14 protein-coding genes are annotated in these 16,389 nt (G+C 66.1%); 12 read left to right on the plus strand and 2 right to left on the minus strand.

What is annotated here, in order from left to right; genetic code table 11:
- Window positions 1–71 precede the first annotated feature (71 nt).
- The 12 genes from NMG10_RS00770 (at window position 72) to NMG10_RS00825 (ending at window position 12,715) form a co-directional block, all read left to right on the plus strand.
- Complete coding sequence (locus NMG10_RS00770) at window positions 72–386, plus strand: DUF2388 domain-containing protein (RefSeq protein WP_232855838.1); 315 nt, start codon at window positions 72–74, stop codon at window positions 384–386.
- A 100-nt stretch (window positions 387–486) separates the two neighbouring features.
- The gene (locus NMG10_RS00775) at window positions 487–1,101 is read left to right on the plus strand and encodes a YjfI family protein (RefSeq protein ID WP_254463475.1); all 615 of its coding nucleotides are present in this window, start codon (window positions 487–489) and stop codon (window positions 1,099–1,101) included.
- A gap of 16 nt (window positions 1,102–1,117) precedes the next feature.
- Entirely contained in the window at window positions 1,118–1,819 is a 702-nt protein-coding gene (locus NMG10_RS00780) for a PspA/IM30 family protein (RefSeq protein WP_203647419.1), read from the plus strand.
- 371 nt (window positions 1,820–2,190) lie between these two features.
- Window positions 2,191–2,847, plus strand: coding sequence for a DUF2491 family protein (locus NMG10_RS00785; RefSeq protein ID WP_203647418.1), 657 nt, complete (start codon window positions 2,191–2,193; stop codon window positions 2,845–2,847).
- A gap of 12 nt (window positions 2,848–2,859) precedes the next feature.
- Window positions 2,860–3,285, plus strand: coding sequence for a DUF350 domain-containing protein (locus NMG10_RS00790; RefSeq protein WP_028692698.1), 426 nt, complete (start codon window positions 2,860–2,862; stop codon window positions 3,283–3,285).
- Between the two features lie 25 nt (window positions 3,286–3,310).
- Window positions 3,311–4,063, plus strand: a complete 753-nt coding sequence (locus NMG10_RS00795) for a DUF1190 domain-containing protein (protein WP_203647417.1) — start codon at window positions 3,311–3,313, stop codon at window positions 4,061–4,063.
- A 2-nt stretch (window positions 4,064–4,065) separates the two neighbouring features.
- The gene (locus tag NMG10_RS00800) at window positions 4,066–5,223 is read left to right on the plus strand and encodes a glutathionylspermidine synthase family protein (RefSeq protein ID WP_203647416.1); all 1,158 of its coding nucleotides are present in this window, start codon (window positions 4,066–4,068) and stop codon (window positions 5,221–5,223) included.
- Window positions 5,224–5,597: 374 nt separating this feature from the next.
- Window positions 5,598–6,083 (plus strand): formate dehydrogenase subunit gamma, encoded by a 486-nt coding sequence (locus NMG10_RS00805; protein ID WP_203647415.1) that lies wholly within the window; start codon window positions 5,598–5,600, stop codon window positions 6,081–6,083.
- Window positions 6,077–7,621 carry an NADH-quinone oxidoreductase subunit NuoF gene (locus tag NMG10_RS00810; RefSeq protein ID WP_254463477.1) on the plus strand — a complete coding sequence of 515 codons (1,545 nt, stop codon included), beginning with the start codon at window positions 6,077–6,079 and terminating at the stop codon, window positions 7,619–7,621. The genes NMG10_RS00805 and NMG10_RS00810 overlap by 7 nt, the downstream gene beginning before the upstream one ends.
- Window positions 7,618–10,494 carry a formate dehydrogenase subunit alpha gene (fdhF, locus tag NMG10_RS00815; RefSeq protein ID WP_254463479.1) on the plus strand — a complete coding sequence of 959 codons (2,877 nt, stop codon included), beginning with the start codon at window positions 7,618–7,620 and terminating at the stop codon, window positions 10,492–10,494. The genes NMG10_RS00810 and fdhF overlap by 4 nt, the downstream gene beginning before the upstream one ends.
- Window positions 10,491–10,706, plus strand: a complete 216-nt coding sequence (locus tag NMG10_RS00820; RefSeq protein WP_234561542.1) for a formate dehydrogenase subunit delta — start codon at window positions 10,491–10,493, stop codon at window positions 10,704–10,706. The genes fdhF and NMG10_RS00820 overlap by 4 nt, the downstream gene beginning before the upstream one ends.
- A 194-nt stretch (window positions 10,707–10,900) precedes the next feature.
- Window positions 10,901–12,715, plus strand: coding sequence for an ABC transporter ATP-binding protein/permease (locus tag NMG10_RS00825; RefSeq protein WP_254463481.1), 1,815 nt, complete (start codon window positions 10,901–10,903; stop codon window positions 12,713–12,715).
- Between the two features lie 57 nt (window positions 12,716–12,772).
- Here the strand turns inward: NMG10_RS00825 and NMG10_RS00830 are convergent, their stop codons facing one another.
- Both NMG10_RS00830 and NMG10_RS00835 read right to left on the minus strand, forming a co-directional pair.
- Window positions 12,773–13,966, minus strand: a complete 1,194-nt coding sequence (locus NMG10_RS00830) for an MFS transporter (protein WP_254463483.1) — start codon at window positions 13,964–13,966, stop codon at window positions 12,773–12,775.
- Window positions 13,967–14,164: 198 nt separating this feature from the next.
- Window positions 14,165–16,105, minus strand: coding sequence for a methyl-accepting chemotaxis protein (locus NMG10_RS00835; RefSeq protein WP_234561545.1), 1,941 nt, complete (start codon window positions 16,103–16,105; stop codon window positions 14,165–14,167).
- Window positions 16,106–16,389 lie beyond the last annotated feature (284 nt).

Below are 16,389 nucleotides of genomic sequence, written 5' to 3' on the forward strand. Positions count from 1 at the left end.
CAAAGCTCATGAAGTTGCAGCAGGCGCGTCATTGCTAGGGTGCGCTCCCCTCAAGCCACCTCGAGAGTTTCATGAATATCCCGCAGCCGTTCCACCTGCTCGGTCTGTTCGCTTGCCTGCTCACCAGCCAGGCCCAGGCCACCAGTTTCGTGATGACCACTGACATGACCGTCAGCCTGAGCATGAGCGCCAGCAAAGGCACCAGCAGCTCGTTCAAGGATGACAAGATTGTCCTTGCCGCCAAGGATGACGCTGCGGCGTTCGTCGCCAGCGATGGCGCCATTCGCAGTGCGCGCATGGAGGCGGCGTTTACGCGGATTCGCCAGGTGCTGGATGAGCCTGGCGTGTCGGACCGGGCGCTGGCACAGGCGATCCTGGCGCTCTGAGTCATCCGCTTCGTTCTGCCGAGCTGGCTCACATGTGAGACTTGCGAACGTCACAATCCAGGCGTAACGTACCTCACATGTGAGACAAGGACACCCCTCGATGGCAGGCAAGAAAAGCTCCACCGACTACATGCGTGACATGCGCGCCCGGCTCAAGGCCGCGGGCCTGGTCAAGCGTGAGTTGTGGATCCTGCCAGAGCATGCCGCCGCCTTGCGCGGTATCGAGAAGGCTTTACGTCAGCCCCTCACGGGCAAACAGGTCAGAACGGAGGATTTCATGACCGAGCACAACCACTGGACGATCGAATCGCTGCACGGCGCCCTCCAGGGCCTGGAGGATGTACGCGGCGGCGCGATCGGCCTGTCCCTGCAACAGGGCGCCGAACCCAGCCTGAAGCTGGTGATGAACGAACTGGACGGCCTGCCTTTGTACATCGCCGTGGCCGGTGAGCAGATCCTGGTCGACACGCTGCTGGTTGAGGCCAGCCAGGTGAAGGATGCGGCAGCCTTCAACGATGCGGTGCTGCGCACCCGCGATGTCTTCCCGCTGTCGTCGATCGGCCTGCACACGCTGCCCTCGGGCGAGTCGGTGTACACCATGTTCGGTGCCCTGAGCGCGGCCTCGTCGCTGGACAACATCGTCCAGGAGATCCACACCCTGGCCGACAACGTCATCACCGCCGCCGAAGATTTCGAAGACTACTTCACCCACTGATTCCGGAGATTGCCCCATGAGTTTGTTGAGAAAGATCGTCACCGCCCTGCGTGGCGGCGCTTCGGAAGTCGGTGAGGCGATCGTCGACTCCCAGGCCCTGCGCATCCTCGACCAGGAGATCCGCGACGCGGACAACAACCTGATCGATGCGCGCAACCAGCTGGTCAAGATCATGGCCAAGCACAAGACCGCGCAGCAGCGCATCACCGAGTTCGACAAGACCATCGGCGACTGGGAACAGAAAGCCATCGCTGCCCTGGACAAGGGCGAGGAAGGCCTGGCCCACGAATGCGCGGCGCGCATCGCCGACCTGACCAACCAGCGCGATTCCGAGCAGGCGCTGGCCGACCAGTTCGGCGCGTCGGTCGCGACCCTGACCGCCACCGTGAGCAAGACCGAGGCGCAGATCAAGGGCCTCAAGCAGCAGGTGGACCTGGTCAAGGCCCGCGAGAGCGTGCAGCGTGCCCAGGTGAGCGCGGCGTCGGCCACCGGCGGCGCCAATGGCAGCCTGGAAACGGCGGTCGGCTCGCTGGACCGCATCAAGAAGCGTCAGAGCGAGCGTGCTGCCGAGCTGGAAGCGGCGGCGGAGCTGGCGGGCAAGGCCGATGGCAGCGACCTTGAGGCACGCCTGAAGTCGGCCGGCATCGGTGCCAGCAACAGCGGCGCCGACGATGTGCTGGCGCGATTGAAGGCCAAGGCGGCGAAGCCGGCGGAGTGATCCGCTGAGTGGGCCGGCCTCATCGCGGGGCAAGCCCGCTCCCACGAGTAAAATCTGCACCGGCTTTGTAGGAGCCCGCTCCCACGAGTAAAATCTGCACCGGCTTTGTAGGGGCCCGCTCCCACGGGTAAAATCTGCACCGGCTTTGTGGGAGCGGGCTTGCCCCGCGATAAGGCCGGCCAGGCTGGCGCAAAACCCTGCCGCAGACCTGTTGGCGGAGCGCACGAAAAGCAGTATCGTGTCGCCCCCGCCAAAGGACTGCCGCGACCCAAGGGATCTTCAATGTCGCCTTCTCCCCACAGGCTCTGCCTGTTCGCTTCAGCGCCTGCATTGGCTCCGGTTCCGTCACCCTCTCACCCAGGAGATGCCCCGTGGGTTGGTTGAAACGCTTCATGGGCTTCGAAGCCCCCAAACCTGCCGCCGGCAGCCCGGTCAAAGGCAACCTGCCGTTCGGCCTGGGCAGCGGGCGCATGCTCAAGCTCGACCCTTCGCTCAAGCTGCTGCTCGATGGCCATAGCGAGCTGGAAGTGCCCGGTCAGGAAGTGGTCTGGGCCGTCGGTGAGGTCGACCTCGGCCAGTCGGTGCGCCTGGCGCGCTTCTACATGGAAGACGAGGACTACTGGCTGCAGGTGGTGATGAACGGCGCGTCGGCCGACGATGTGCGCGATATCATCCTGTTCGGCTACTACAGCGTGGTGCCGGTCAGCAGCGACGCCGAACTCAAGCGCCTGGTCGGTCCTGAGTCGAACATCGGCCTGCCGTACTACGAGCATGAAGGCTACGAGTTCGTCCGCCAGTGGGGCAGCGAGGAAGGGCAGACCGAGCTGACGCCGATCAGCGAGTGGGTCACCAGCCCCGAAACCAGCTACCGCATCCAGCACCTGTCGATGCTGTATGCCCGCGAAACTGGCCTGACCGATCGCCGCGAATTCCTCCTGTTGTCGGTGGAGGAGGACGAGGACGGCAATGTCAGCCTGACCACTTCGGTGGGTGTCACCCTGCAATCAACGGACTTCAACGTCATCTGACAAGGATTCACCATGCTCGACGCTCTTCGCATGTCGCTCAACGCCCAGGCAGTGATCGGCTTCATCCTCTACATCAGCGTGGCGCTGGTGCTGTTCTGGGTATTCCAGTTCATCTATACGCACCTCACCCCGCACCGCGAGTTCGCCCTGATCCGCGACAACAACAGCGCCGCGGCCATTGCCCTGGGCGGCGCGCTGATCGGCTTCTCGCTGCCGGCCAGCAACATCATCGCCTACAGCGTCAGCCTGCTCGACTTCGTGGTCTGGGTAGTGATCGCCGCGGTGGTGCAGCTGTTGGCCTTCGGCATCACCAGCCTGGTGCTCAAGGGCCTGGCCAGCCGAATCGCCAAGGGCGAAATGGCCGCCGCGATCTACGCCGCCGCCGTGGCGATCAGCGTGGGCTTCCTCAACTCGGCCTGCATGACCCCGTCGGTCTGAGCCGTTTGCGCGCAAGGAGCCCTACATGAGACGAAGTTCCGTCAAGCTGGTGCTGGCCAGCTCCCTGCCGCTGGCGCTTACCGCGTGCAGCGCGCCCGAGGAGACCTACACGGTCAGCAAGCGCAGCAACTACACCACTGTCCAGGCCTGCGTCGATGACAAGATGCCGGTGGATGTGTGTTCCGATGCCTACATGGAGGCGCTGGCCGATCACCGCCGGGTCGCCCCGACCTATGGTGACAAGGCGGCCTGCGAGGCCGATTTCGTGCCGGACTACTGCCAGGTCACCAGCGACGGCCGCTACATGCCGCGCCTGGGTGGGTTCGAGCTGGCGGTGTCGGGCGAAGTGAGCCAGTCGCAGGTCGACGCGGCACGCGCCCAGGTCGAGAACAGCGGCCAGGCCGTCAGCGGTGGCAGCAACTTCAACGGCCTGCTTACCGGCCTGCTGCTCGGTCAGATGATGAGTGGCGGGAGCCGCCAGTACTACTCGCAGCCGGTGTACCAGTACCGCGACAGCCGCGGCGACTACCGCACCACCACCCTCGGCCAGCAGATCGACCAGGGCAAGCGCTTCGAGCGCTCCGACCAGGCCCAGCAGAGTGGCGGCAGCTACAGCAGCTACTACTCCGGCAGCTCCGGCGGTAGCAGTTACAGATCCAAAACCTCGACCCGCTCCAGTGTGTCCTCGTCGATCTCCCGCGGCGGCTTCGGCAGCCAGGCCACTGCGCGCAGCGGCTGGGGCGGCAAGAGCAGCGGCGGCTTCAGCTTCGGCGGTTGAGCATGCGCAAGATCAGCATCGACGAACGCCCGGACTGGCACGCCACCGCCGAACGCGAAGGTTTTTCCTTCCACACCATCGACGGTGAGCGCTACTGGGACGAGCGCGGCTACTACCAGTTCAGCGAGGCCCAGGTCAGCCGTGACCTGGAGGCGCCCACGCAGGAACTGCACGCCATGTGCCTGGATGCGGTCGAGCGCATCGTCGACAGCGAGGCGTTGATGACCCGCCTGGCGATCCCGCCGGCGTTCTTCGACCTGGTGCGCCGTTCGTGGAAAGAGGGGCATCCGCACCTCTACGGGCGCTTCGACTTCAGCTACGACGGCCACGGCCCGGCCAAGCTGATCGAGGCCAACTACGACACGCCGACCTCGCTGTACGAGGCGGCGGCGTTCCAGCTGATCTGGCTGGAGCAGCAGATCGAGCGCGGCGTGCTGCCGGCCCATGCCAGCCAGTTCAACACCCTGGCCGAGGACCTGGTGCGGGCCTTTGGCGCCTTCGAGCGCGAAAGCCCGTTCTACTTCTCGGCCATTGCCGGCTCGGTCGAAGACCGTGGCACCACGGATTTTCTGCGCAAGATGGCCGGGCACGTGGGTATCAGTACCCGGCACATCGATGTGGAGGACATCGGCTTGAACGGCGAGGGGCGTTTCGTCGACCTCGAAGGCCGGCCGATTCCGCGCCTGTTCAAGCTGCATGCCTGGGAGCATATCTTCCACGAGGACTTCGGCCAGGCCATCGCCGGCTGCGATACCCAGTTCGTGGAACCGGCCTGGAAGTCGCTGATCTCCAACAAGGGCATCCTGCCGCTGCTGTGGGAGTGGCACGAAGGGCACCCGAACCTGCTGCCGGCGTTCCTCGACGAAGACCCTCGGCGCCCGGTGCCCAAGGGCTGGGTGCGCAAGCCGTACTTTTCCCGCGAGGGGGCCAACGTGGATATTCGCACCGACGACGACCAGCGGGTGTTCGAGGACGGTCCCTACGACGATGCGCCGTACATCCTCCAGGGCTTCGCGCCGTTGCCGAAGTTCGGCGACAGCTACACCCTGATCGGCTCCTGGGTGATCGGCGACCTGGCCTCGGGGATCGGCATTCGTGAAGACGACTCGCTGATCACCAAGGACAGCTCGCGCTTCCTGCCCCATGTAGTGCTGGACTGACCGGCAGCGCTCTCCTTGTAGGAGCGGCCTTGTGCCGCGAAAGGGCCGCAAAGCGGCCCCGGCGATCGTTGCATCAATGCTGAAATCCTGGGGCCGCTCCGCGCCCCTTTCGCGGCACAAGGCCGCTCCTACACAGGCCATTCCTCATCCTCCGGTGGTCGGTTTCAGGACGCGCCGGGTCGCCCGCGCACAACCCCCTCGCGCAATAACTGCCATGCTCTGAGGATGCCCGTGGACCGAGCGCAGCAAGACGCCCGGCCAGGGACAACGAGGGTGCCCGGCCTGCCGCCACCGTGACCTGGCCCGCACCGCAGCTGAACACCGCCGGACCGCCGCCCGCCAACGGGCCGCCCCGGGATGCCGAGGTCTGCTGTATGCCTGATGACTTGAACCACCTGCCCCTGATCCAACGCGTCCTGGCCCGTGAGCAGGACACTCCCGGCGCCCTCTTGCCGATCCTCCACGCCATCCAGGCCGGCGCCGGCTACATTCCCGACAGCGCCGTCGCCGAGATCGCCCATGCCCTCAACCTCAGCCAGGCCGAGGTGCGCGGGGTGATCAGCTTCTATCACGATTTCCGTACCACGCCAGCGGCCCGCCATACCCTGCGTCTGTGCCGCGCCGAGTCCTGTCAGAGCCGCGGCGCCGAGGCGCTGGCCGCGCAGTTGCGTGAGCAGCTTGGGTTGGACGACCACGGTCGCACCGAGGATGGCGCGCTCGACCTGCGCCCGGTGTATTGCCTGGGCGCCTGCGCCTGCTCGCCGGCCCTGGAACTCGATGGCCGGCTCCACGCCCGCGTCACCCCCGAACGCCTGCAGGCGTTGGTGGCCGCTTGCCGCGAGGAGGTGAAGGCATGCTGAACCTGTGCATCCCCTGCGATTCGCTGGCCTGCGCCGTCGGTGCCGACCAGGTGGCCGAGGCGTTGACCCGCGAAGCCGCGCAGCGGCGCTTAACGCTGGATATCAACCGCACCAGCTCCCGTGGCCTGTACTGGCTGGAGCCGCTGGTGGAGCTGGATACCGCCCAAGGCCGCCTGGGCTTCGGGCCGGTCACCCCCGAGGATGTGCCCGGGCTGCTTGATGCCCTGGCGGGTGATCCCGGTAGCCATGCCCTGGCGTTGGGGCCGGTGGAAGCGATTCCCTACCTGAAGTCCCAGCAACGCCTGCTGTTCGCCCGCGCCGGCATCACCCGGCCGCTGTCGCTGGACGACTATCACGCCAACGGCGGCTTTGAAGGCCTGCGCCAGGCCACCCTGCTGGACGGTGACGAAGTGGTCGCCGCGGTGCTCGACTCCGGGTTGCGGGGCAGGGGCGGCGCGGCGTTCCCCGCGGGCATCAAGTGGCGTACCGTGCGCCAGGCAATGGCCGGGCAGAAGTACGTGGTGTGCAACGCCGACGAAGGCGACTCCGGCACCTTCGCCGACCGCATGCTGATGGAGGGCGATCCGTTCCTGCTGATCGAGGGCATGATCATCGCCGGCCTCGCCGTGGGGGCGAGCATGGGCTATATCTATGTGCGCTCGGAATACCCGAATGCCGTGCGTACCTTGAACGAGGCCATCCTGCTGGCCCGCGAGGCCGGCTATCTGGATGTCGCCGGCAGCGGCGTGGCCTTCCACCTCGAGGTGCGGGTGGGGGCCGGGGCGTACATCTGCGGCGAGGAAACCGCGCTGCTCGAATCCCTCGAGGGCAAGCGCGGCATCGTCCGGGCCAAGCCGCCGTTGCCGGCGCTCGAGGGCCTGTTCGGGCAGCCGACCCTGGTGCACAACGTGCTTACCCTGGCCTCGGTGCCGATCATCCTGGCCAGGGGCGCGGCGTTCTACCGCGACTTCGGCATGGGCCGCTCGACGGGTACCTTGCCGTTCCAGCTGGCCGGCAATGTCCGCCATGGCGGCTTGGTGGAGCGCGCCTTCGGCCTGACCCTGCGTGAGCTGGTGGAAGGCTACGGCGGCGGCACCGCCAGTGGCCGGCCGATCAAGGCGGCGCAGGTCGGCGGCCCGCTGGGCGCCTGGGTGCCGCCCGCGCAATTCGACACCCCGTTGGACTATGAGGCTTTCGCCGCCCTGGGCGCGATGCTCGGCCACGGTGGCGTGGTGCTGGCCGACGACACCCTGAACATGGCGGGCATGGCCCGCTTCGCCCTGCAGTTCTGCGCCGAGGAGTCCTGCGGCAAGTGCACGCCGTGCCGGATCGGCTCGACCCGTGGCGTGGAGGTGGTCGACCGCTTGATCGCGAGTACCGACCCGGCCTACCGCGCGAGCCAGGCCGGCCTGCTGCGCGACCTGTGCGACACGATGCAATACGGCTCGCTGTGCGCCATGGGCGGGATGACCCCGTACCCCGTGGTCAGCGCGCTCAAGCACTTCCCCGCCGATTTCGGCCTGGAGGCCGCGCAATGATCAACTACTTCGACCCCCGCAGCGATATCGACCTGGGCACCCCGGAGCGGGTCAACGACGTGCAGGTCAGCCTGGTCATCGATGGCCGTTCGATCAGCGTGCCCGGCGGCACCTCGGTGATGCGCGCCGCCGCCTTGCTCGGCACCAGCATTCCCAAACTGTGCGCCACCGACAGCCTCGAGGCCTTCGGCTCGTGCCGTATGTGCATGGTCGAGATCGACGGCATGCGCGGCTACCCGGCCTCGTGCACCACGCCGGTCAGCGAAGGCATGGTGGTGCGCACCCAGACACCGCGCCTGGCCGACCTGCGGCGCAACGTGATGGAGCTGTACATCTCCGACCACCCGCTGGACTGCCTGACCTGCTCGGCCAACGGCAACTGTGAGCTGCAGACCGTCGCCGGCCAGGTCGGCCTGCGCGAGGTGCGCTACGGCTATGACGGCGCCAATCACCTGAGCGAACAGAAGGACGTGTCCAACCCGTACTTCGACTACGAGCCGAGCAAGTGCATTGTCTGCAACCGCTGCGTGCGTGCCTGCGAGGAGATCCAGGGCACCTTCGCCCTGACCATCACCGGGCGTGGCTTCGACTCACGGGTGGCGGCGGCCGGCGGCGACGATTTCCTCAGCTCCGAATGCGTGTCCTGCGGCGCCTGCGTGCAGGCCTGCCCGACCGCCACCTTGAGCGAGAAGAGCCTGGTTCAGCTCGGCCAGCCCGAACGGGCGGTGATCACCACCTGCGCTTACTGCGGCGTGGGTTGCTCGTTCCGCGCCGAGATGAAGGGCGAGCAGCTGGTGCGCATGGTCCCGGACAAGAACGGCGGCGCCAACCATGGCCATGCCTGCGTCAAGGGGCGTTTCGCCTGGGGTTACGCGACGCACCCGGACCGCATCACCAAACCGATGATCCGCAAGCGCCTGGAAGACCCGTGGCAGGAGGTCAGCTGGGACGAGGCGGTGACCTATGCCGCCAGCGAGTTCCGGCGGATCCAGCTCAAGTACGGGCGCGATTCCATCGGTGGCATCACCTCCAGCCGCTGTACCAACGAAGAGGCGTACCTGGTGCAGAAGCTGGTGCGCACGGCCTTTGGCAACAACAACGTCGACACCTGTGCGCGGGTCTGCCATTCGCCGACCGGCTACGGCCTCAAGCAGACCCTGGGCGAGTCCGCCGGCACCCAGAGCTTCGACTCGGTGATGCAGGCCGACGTGGTGCTGGTGATCGGCGCCAATCCCACCGACGCCCATCCGGTGTTCGGTTCGCAGCTCAAGCGCCGGCTGCGCCAGGGCGCCCGGCTGATCGTCATCGACCCGCGCCGCATCGACCTGGTCGACTCGCCCCACGCCCGCGCCGAGCTGCACCTGCAACTGCGACCGGGCACCAACGTGGCAATGCTCAACGCCCTGGCCCATGTGATTGTCACCGAAGGCCTGCTGGCCCAGCACTTCATCGACGCCCGCTGCGAGCCCGAGGACTTTGCCCGCTGGCGCGATTTCGTCGCCCAGCCCGACAACGCCCCTGAAGTGCTCGGCCCGGTGTGCGGCGTGCCCGCCGAGCAGATCCGCGCCGCCGCCCGGCTCTACGCCACCGGCGGCAACGCGGCGATCTACTACGGCCTGGGTGTGACCGAGCACAGCCAGGGCAGCACTGCGGTGATGGGCATCGCCAACCTGGCCATGGCCACTGGCAACATCGGCCGCGAAGGGGTTGGGGTGAACCCGCTGCGCGGGCAGAACAACGTGCAGGGCTCATGCGACATGGGCTCGTTCCCTCACGAGCTGCCCGGCTACCGGCATATCTCCAACGAAAGTGTGCGCGCCGAGTTCGAGCAGGCCTGGGGCGTGACCTTGCAGCCTGATCCGGGGCTGCGCATTCCCAACATGTTCGAGGCCGCGCTGGACGGCAGCTTCAAGGCGCTGTACTGCCAGGGCGAGGACATCGCCCAGAGCGACCCCAACACCCAGCATGTCACGGCCGCGCTGCTGGCGATGGAGTGCGTGGTGGTGCAGGACATCTTCCTCAACGAGACCGCCAAGTTCGCCCATGTGTTCCTGCCAGGCAGCTCGTTCCTGGAGAAGGACGGCACCTTCACCAACGCCGAGCGACGTATCTCGCGGGTGCGCAAGGTGATGGAACCGCTGGCCGGCAAGGCCGACTGGGAGGCCACCGTGGCCCTGGCCGGTGCCTTGGGTTACCCCATGCAATACCGTCATCCCTCCGAGATCATGGACGAGATCGCCCGCCTGACCCCGACCTTCCGCCGGGTCAGCTATGCCGAACTCGACCGCCACGGCAGCCTGCAATGGCCGTGCAACGACGCCGCGCCCGACGGCACGCCGACCATGCACATCGACCAGTTCGTGCGCGGCAAGGGGCGCTTCATGCTCACCGGCTACGTGCCCACCGACGAGAAGGTCAACAGCCGCTACCCGCTACTGCTGACCACCGGGCGCATCCTCAGCCAGTACAACGTCGGCGCGCAGACCCGGCGCACCGACAACGTCGCCTGGCACGACGAGGACCGCCTGGAGATCCACCCCAGCGATGCCGAGAGTCGGGGTATCAGCGACGGCGACTGGGTGGGTATAGGCAGTCGCTCCGGGCAGAGCGTGCTGCGTGCCAGGGTCAGCGGTCGGGTGGCGCCGGGGGTGGTGTACACCACCTTCCATTTCCCCGAGTCCGGCGCCAACGTGATCACCACCGACAACTCCGACTGGGCCACCAACTGCCCGGAATACAAGGTCACTGCGGTGGAGGTGGCGAAGGTGTTCCAGCCGTCGGAGTGGCAGAAACGCTACCAGCGCTTCAGTGACGAGCAGCGCAGGTTGCTCAAGGAGCGCCGGCAAGCGGAAGCGGCGGAGGTGCGCCGATGAGCAGTGACAATCTGGTGAAGATGGCCAACCAGATCGCCCATTACTTCGACAGCGAGCCGGATCATGCCAAGGCGGTGCAGGGGGTGAGGCAGCATCTGCAGAGCTTCTGGACGCCGGCGATGCGTCGGCAGTTGCAGGAGTGGACCGAGGCCCACGCAGGAGAGGGATTGGATCAGAAGGTCAGGGAGGCATTGGGCCAGGCGGTGATTTAGCCTGTTCCGGCCCATCGCGGGGCAAGCCCGCTCCCACGAACCCCGCTTGGCGTTTTTGTGGGAGCGGCGGTGCGCCGATGCGACTTGCCCCGCGATGGGCCGGAACAGATTCAAGATGAAATGTCCGTCATGTTTGCAGGGTTAATGCAGGTCCGGTGCTACGCTCGCAAAAATAGCCTCTACGGACGCGCACCATGGACATGAACTGGCACCAGGCCCTGCAAGAGAGCCTGAGCTGGCTGGCAATCGCCTCGTTGGTCACCCTTGTCTGCTTCACCATTACCGCCTTGCTGGCTGTGCGCTACACCCGCTGGGGGGCTCAGTTCTGGCAACTGGCCGGACCTTATTTCAGCTTGCGCCGCAGTTGGCGGCCCTTGTTGGCTTTTGCGCTGCTGCTGGTCCTGACGCTGTTCGCGGTGCGCCTGAACGTGCTGTTCTCGTTCTGGTACAACGGCTTCTACAGCGCCCTGCAGGCACTGGACCAGACCGCGTTCTGGTACCTGCTCGGGGTGTTCGCGGTGCTGGCGACCATCCATGTACTGCGCTCGCTGTTCGCCTTCTACGTCACCCAGGCGTTCAACATCCGCTGGCGGGTGTGGCTCACCGAGCGCCTGACCGCCGACTGGATGCACGGCGATGCCTACTACCGTGGGCAGTTCCTTGCCGAACCGGTGGACAACCCCGACCAGCGTATCGAACTGGATGTGAACGCCTTCGTCAGCGGCTCCGTGTCGCTGGCGCTGGGGGCGGTCAGCGCGCTGGTGTCGCTGGTGGCCTTTACCGGCATTCTCTGGGGCCTGTCGGCGCCGCTTGAAGTGGCCGGCGTCGAAGTCCCCCGGGCGATGGTGTTCGCCGTGTATGTCTATGTGCTGGTCGCCACCTGGATCGCCTTCCGCCTCGGCCAGCCGCTGATCCGCCTGAACTTCCTCAACGAGAAACTCACCGCCAACTTCCGCTACGCCTTGATGCGTCTGCGCGAGAACGCCGAGAACATCGCCTTCTACCAGGGCGCGCAGGTGGAGCGGGGCACCTTGCTCGGGCGCTTCTTCGCGCTGATCGGCAACGCCTGGGCGCTGGTGTTTCGAAACCTCAAGTTCAGCGGCTTCAACCTGGGCGTCAGCCAGGTGGCGGTGGTGTTCCCGTTCATCCTCCAGGCGCCGCGCTTCTTCAGCGGCGCGATCAAACTCGGCGATGTGATGCAGACCGCCCAGGCGTTTGGCCAGGTGCAGGATTCGCTGTCGTTCTTCCGGGAGTCCTACGACACCTTTGCCCAGTACCGAGCCACCCTCGATCGTCTGACAGGCTTTCTCGATGCCAACCAGCAGGCCAGCGCCTTGCCGCGCGTGGCCACCGTGGATCAGGCTCATGGATTGGGGATTCATGGCTTGCAGGTGCGACGCCCCGATGGCCATGCGTTGATCGCTGATCTCGATCTAAGCCTGCATAGCGGTCAGGCGCTACTGATCAAAGGACCTTCGGGCAGCGGCAAGACCACCTTGCTGCGCGCCCTGGCGGGCCTGTGGCCTTATGCCGAGGGCGAGGTCAGGCGACCGTTGGGGACGCAGGCACTGTTCCTTTCGCAGCGCCCGTACCTGCCACTGGGCGACCTGCGCACCGCCATCGCCTACCCGGCACAGGGCGTGCCCGGGGATGATGCACGCATGCAGCAGGCCCTGCGCCAGGTCAACCTCGCCCATCTGGCCGAACGGCTGGACGAGCAGCGCGACTGGTCGCGGATTCTGTCGCTGGGCGAACAGCAGCGCCTGGCGTTCTCCCGGGTGCTGTTCAACCGGCCGCAGGTGGTGTTCCTTGACGAGTCCACCTCGGCGATGGATGAAGGGCTGGAGCATGCGCTGTATTCGCTGCTGCGTGCGGAGCTGCCGGCGACGCTGCTGGTCAGTGTCGGGCACCGCAGTACCTTGGCGGGGTTCCACTCCCATCGCCTGGAGGTGGACGGGCAGGGGGGATGGTCGTTGCTGGAGCAGCAGCCGGCAGCCATGACCCTGTAGGAGCGGGCTTGCCCCGCGATGGCGTCAGGTCAGGCAATGAAGTTGTTCCTGCCGGCCTCATCGCGGGGCAAGCCCGCTCCCACGATCAGCCATGAACCACAAACCTGCCATTGTGGTAGCGGCGAACACGCCCCCCGCCATGAACGTCGCCTGATACCCCACCCAGTCCCACAGCCCTCCGGCCAGCACACTGGCCACCAGCAACGCTGCCCCCGTTACCAGATTGAACACGCCGAATGCGGTCCCGCGCAGGTCCTCGGACGCACTATCGGCGATCAAGGCGCTGAACACGCCTTGGGTAAACCCCATGTGCAGCCCCCACAGGATCACGCCCAGTGCCAGGCCGGACAGGCCCGGCAACCAGGCCAGCAGCAGATCGGCCAGCACCAGCAGGGCCAGCCCGAGCATCAACACACCCCGTCGCCCAACCTTGTCGGAGAGTGCCCCGGCAGGATAGGCCGACAGGGAATAGGCCAGCGACATCAGCACCAGCACCGCTGGCGCCCACAAGGGGGCAAGGCCAAGCGCCTGGCCGCGCAGCAGCAGAAACGCTTCGCTGAAGCGCGCCAAAGTGAACAGCGTGGCCAGGAAGAGCAGACGCCAGTAACCGTTGCCTAGCCGGGCCAGTTCGCGAAGTGCCAGAGGCATGGCCACTGTGCCGAGCGCAGCCGGTTTTTCGGGCTCGCGGACGAAGGCTACCAGCACATAGAGCGCCATGAACGCCGGAATCACCGCCACCCAGAACACCGTCTGGAAGTGGCTGGCGGTCAGCCACATCAACAGGATCGCCAGCAATGGCCCGAGAAACGCCCCGACCGTATCCAGCGCCTGGCGCAGGCCGAATGCCGCGCCGCGCAGTTCGGCGGGGGTGACATCGGCGATCAGCGCATCCCTAGGCGCGCCGCGGATGCCCTTGCCGACGCGGTCGACGAAGCGCGCCGCGGTCAGCCATTCCAGCCCGGGGGCCAGCGGGAACACCGGCTTGGTCACGGCGGCCAGGCCGTAGCCGATCACCGTCAGCAGCTTGCGCTTGCCCAAGCGGTCGCTGAGGGCGCCGGAGAACACCTTGGTGATCGCCGCCGTCGCCTCGGCGATGCCTTCGATCAGGCCCACGGCCAGCACCGAGGTGCCGAGCACGGTGACCAGGTACAGCGGGAGCAGGGCGTGGATCATCTCGGAGGAGATGTCCATCAGCAACGAGACGAAGCCTAAAGCCCAGACGCTGCGGGGGATGGGGCTGTGGTTGGGCATGGTGCTCTCGAGGGTGGCGTCGAGTTCACTGTAGCCGAGCCATACGCAAGTCCTGTAGGAGCGGCCTTGTGCCGCGAAAGGGCTGCGGAGCAGCCCCGGGATTTCAGCGTTGATGCACAGATTGCCGGGGCCGCTTTGCGGCCCTTTCGCGGCACAAGGCCGCTCCTACAGGGGCCGCGTAAAGGCTCAAGCCAAAGGTCACGACTTGAAGCGTCCCACCAGCCCGTTCAGCTCATCCGACAACTGCGCCAGCCTGCCGGAGTCGGCCTGGGCGGAGCTGGCCAGCCCCTCCACCAGCCGTGCCTCGTCGTAGATCTGCTGGATATGCCGGTTGATCTCCTCGGCCACGCTGTGCTGCTCCTCGGCGGCGGCGGAGATCTGCAGGTTCTGGTCGCGGATCTCGTTTACCGAGAGCTGGATGCCCTCGAAACTGTCCCGCGCGCTTTCGATCGACGACACGCTGGCGCGCGACAGGTCCAGGCAGCTTTCCATCTTCTGCGAGACCTCCTGGGTCTTGCCGCCGAGGGTGTTGAGCAACTGGTCGATCTCGCCGGTGGAGTCGGCGGTGCGCTTGGCCAGCGCCCGCACCTCGTCCGCCACCACGGCAAAACCACGGCCCTGGTCGCCGGCCCGGGCGGCCTCGATGGCGGCGTTGAGCGCCAGCAGGTTGGTCTGCTCGGCGATGGCGCGGATGGTGCCGAGGATCTGGTTGATGCTGCGGCTGCCTTCCTCCAGCTCGACCATGGCCTGGGACGACTCGCTCAGGCGCCGGCCCAGGCGATTGACGTTGTCGGTGGTCGCCTCGATCTGCTGCTTGCCCTCGGCCACCCGGCGGTGGCCGTGCTCGGCGGCGTCGGCGGCGCTGCTGCACGAGCGCGCCACTTCGTTGGCGGTGGCGACCATCTCGTTGAACGCGGTGGATACCAGCTCCACCGCCTCGCGCTGGCGCCCGGCGGCCTCGTTCATGTTGCCGGCCATTTCGCTGTTGCTGCGCGAGGCTTCGTGCAGGTTGGTCGAGGCCGCGCCGATGCGCTGGATCAGCTGGCGGATGGCGGCGAGGAACTTGTTGAACCAGCCGGCCAGCTCGGCGGTTTCGTCCTTGCCCTGCACCTGCAGGTCGCGGCGCAGGTCGCCTTCACCCTCGGCGATCGACTGCAGGCCGATACTGACCTGGCCGATCGGCTTGACGATCACCCGCGAGAACGCCGCCGCCACCAGGGCGAAGACCAGGGCCAGCACCACCACGATCAACGCGGTGACATAGGTCATGCGTGTGGCCGCGGCCATCACCTCGTCGTACTCGATCAGGCCGACGAAGCGCCAGCCAAGGCCTGGCGAGGTCCACACGTTGGCCATGTAGCGCACGCCGTCGATAACCACGTCGGTGGAGCCCTGGGAAGTGGCGGCCAGTTGCGCGTAGGGTACGCCGAGGTCCTTGAGCTGCTTGAAACCGTGGCTGGCGTTGCGTGGGTCGACCAGCACGGTGCCGTCCTCGATCAGCATCACATAGCCGCTGTCGCCCAGCTTGATGCTCTTGACCAGCTCGGTGAGGTTCTTCAGCGACACGCTGACCACGAACACGCCCTTGGCCTTGCCGGCCTCGTCGAGCAGCGCCCGGGCGGTGCCGACCAGGGCCACGTCATCCTTGTCGTAGTAATAGGCGGCGGTGCGCACGGTCTTGTCCGGGCTGGCCATGGCGGCCTTGTACCAGGGGCGGGTGCGCGGGTCGTACTTGGCCAGTTGCGGGTCGTCCGGCCATTTGGCGTAGCTGCCGTCCTCGAGGCCGATGGACAGGATCGCCGCCGCCGGGTGGGTGGTGCCGTAGCGGGCGAAGGCGTCGATCACCCGCTGCGCGGCCTCGGGCATCGGCTGGTTGGCGGCGTCGGCGCCGGTGTAGTCCTTGAGCGAGGTAACCGAGGTGTATACAGGATCCTTGGCCATTTGATCGACGTTCTGCAGCGTGCCATCGAAGAACTGGCGCATGTTGCCGTCGATCTGGCGGATTTCCCGGGTACTGCCGTCGAGGAACTGGTCCACCGCCTCGCTGCGGATGTTCAGCACCGAGATCCCGCCGACCAGGGCCACCGGGATGAAGGCCACCAGTACGAAGGCCAGGATCAGTTTGTTTTTTATTTTCATGGTGACGCCCATCCGTGAGAGTGAAGGGTGTACATGGCCGCTTCGATGGAGTGGTGGCCACTTGCTACCTTTTCTGTTTCGGCGGGCGGAATATAAACCTTTAGTAGATGTTTCGTGTACAGGAAAATTAGAAATTGTCCTGACTTTCAGGGCAAGTAGCAGGGCAAATAGGAGGAGATGCGTGGGAGCGGGCTTGCCCCGCGATGAGGCCAAGACAGTTGTTTCAAGCGGATTACTAAGACTTTCCCTATTTCACGTAGGACGTTTCCCAAGCATGCTTTTAC

Source organism: Pseudomonas sp. DVZ6 (genome assembly GCF_024259445.1).
GTDB lineage: Bacteria > Pseudomonadota > Gammaproteobacteria > Pseudomonadales > Pseudomonadaceae > Aquipseudomonas > Aquipseudomonas peradeniyensis.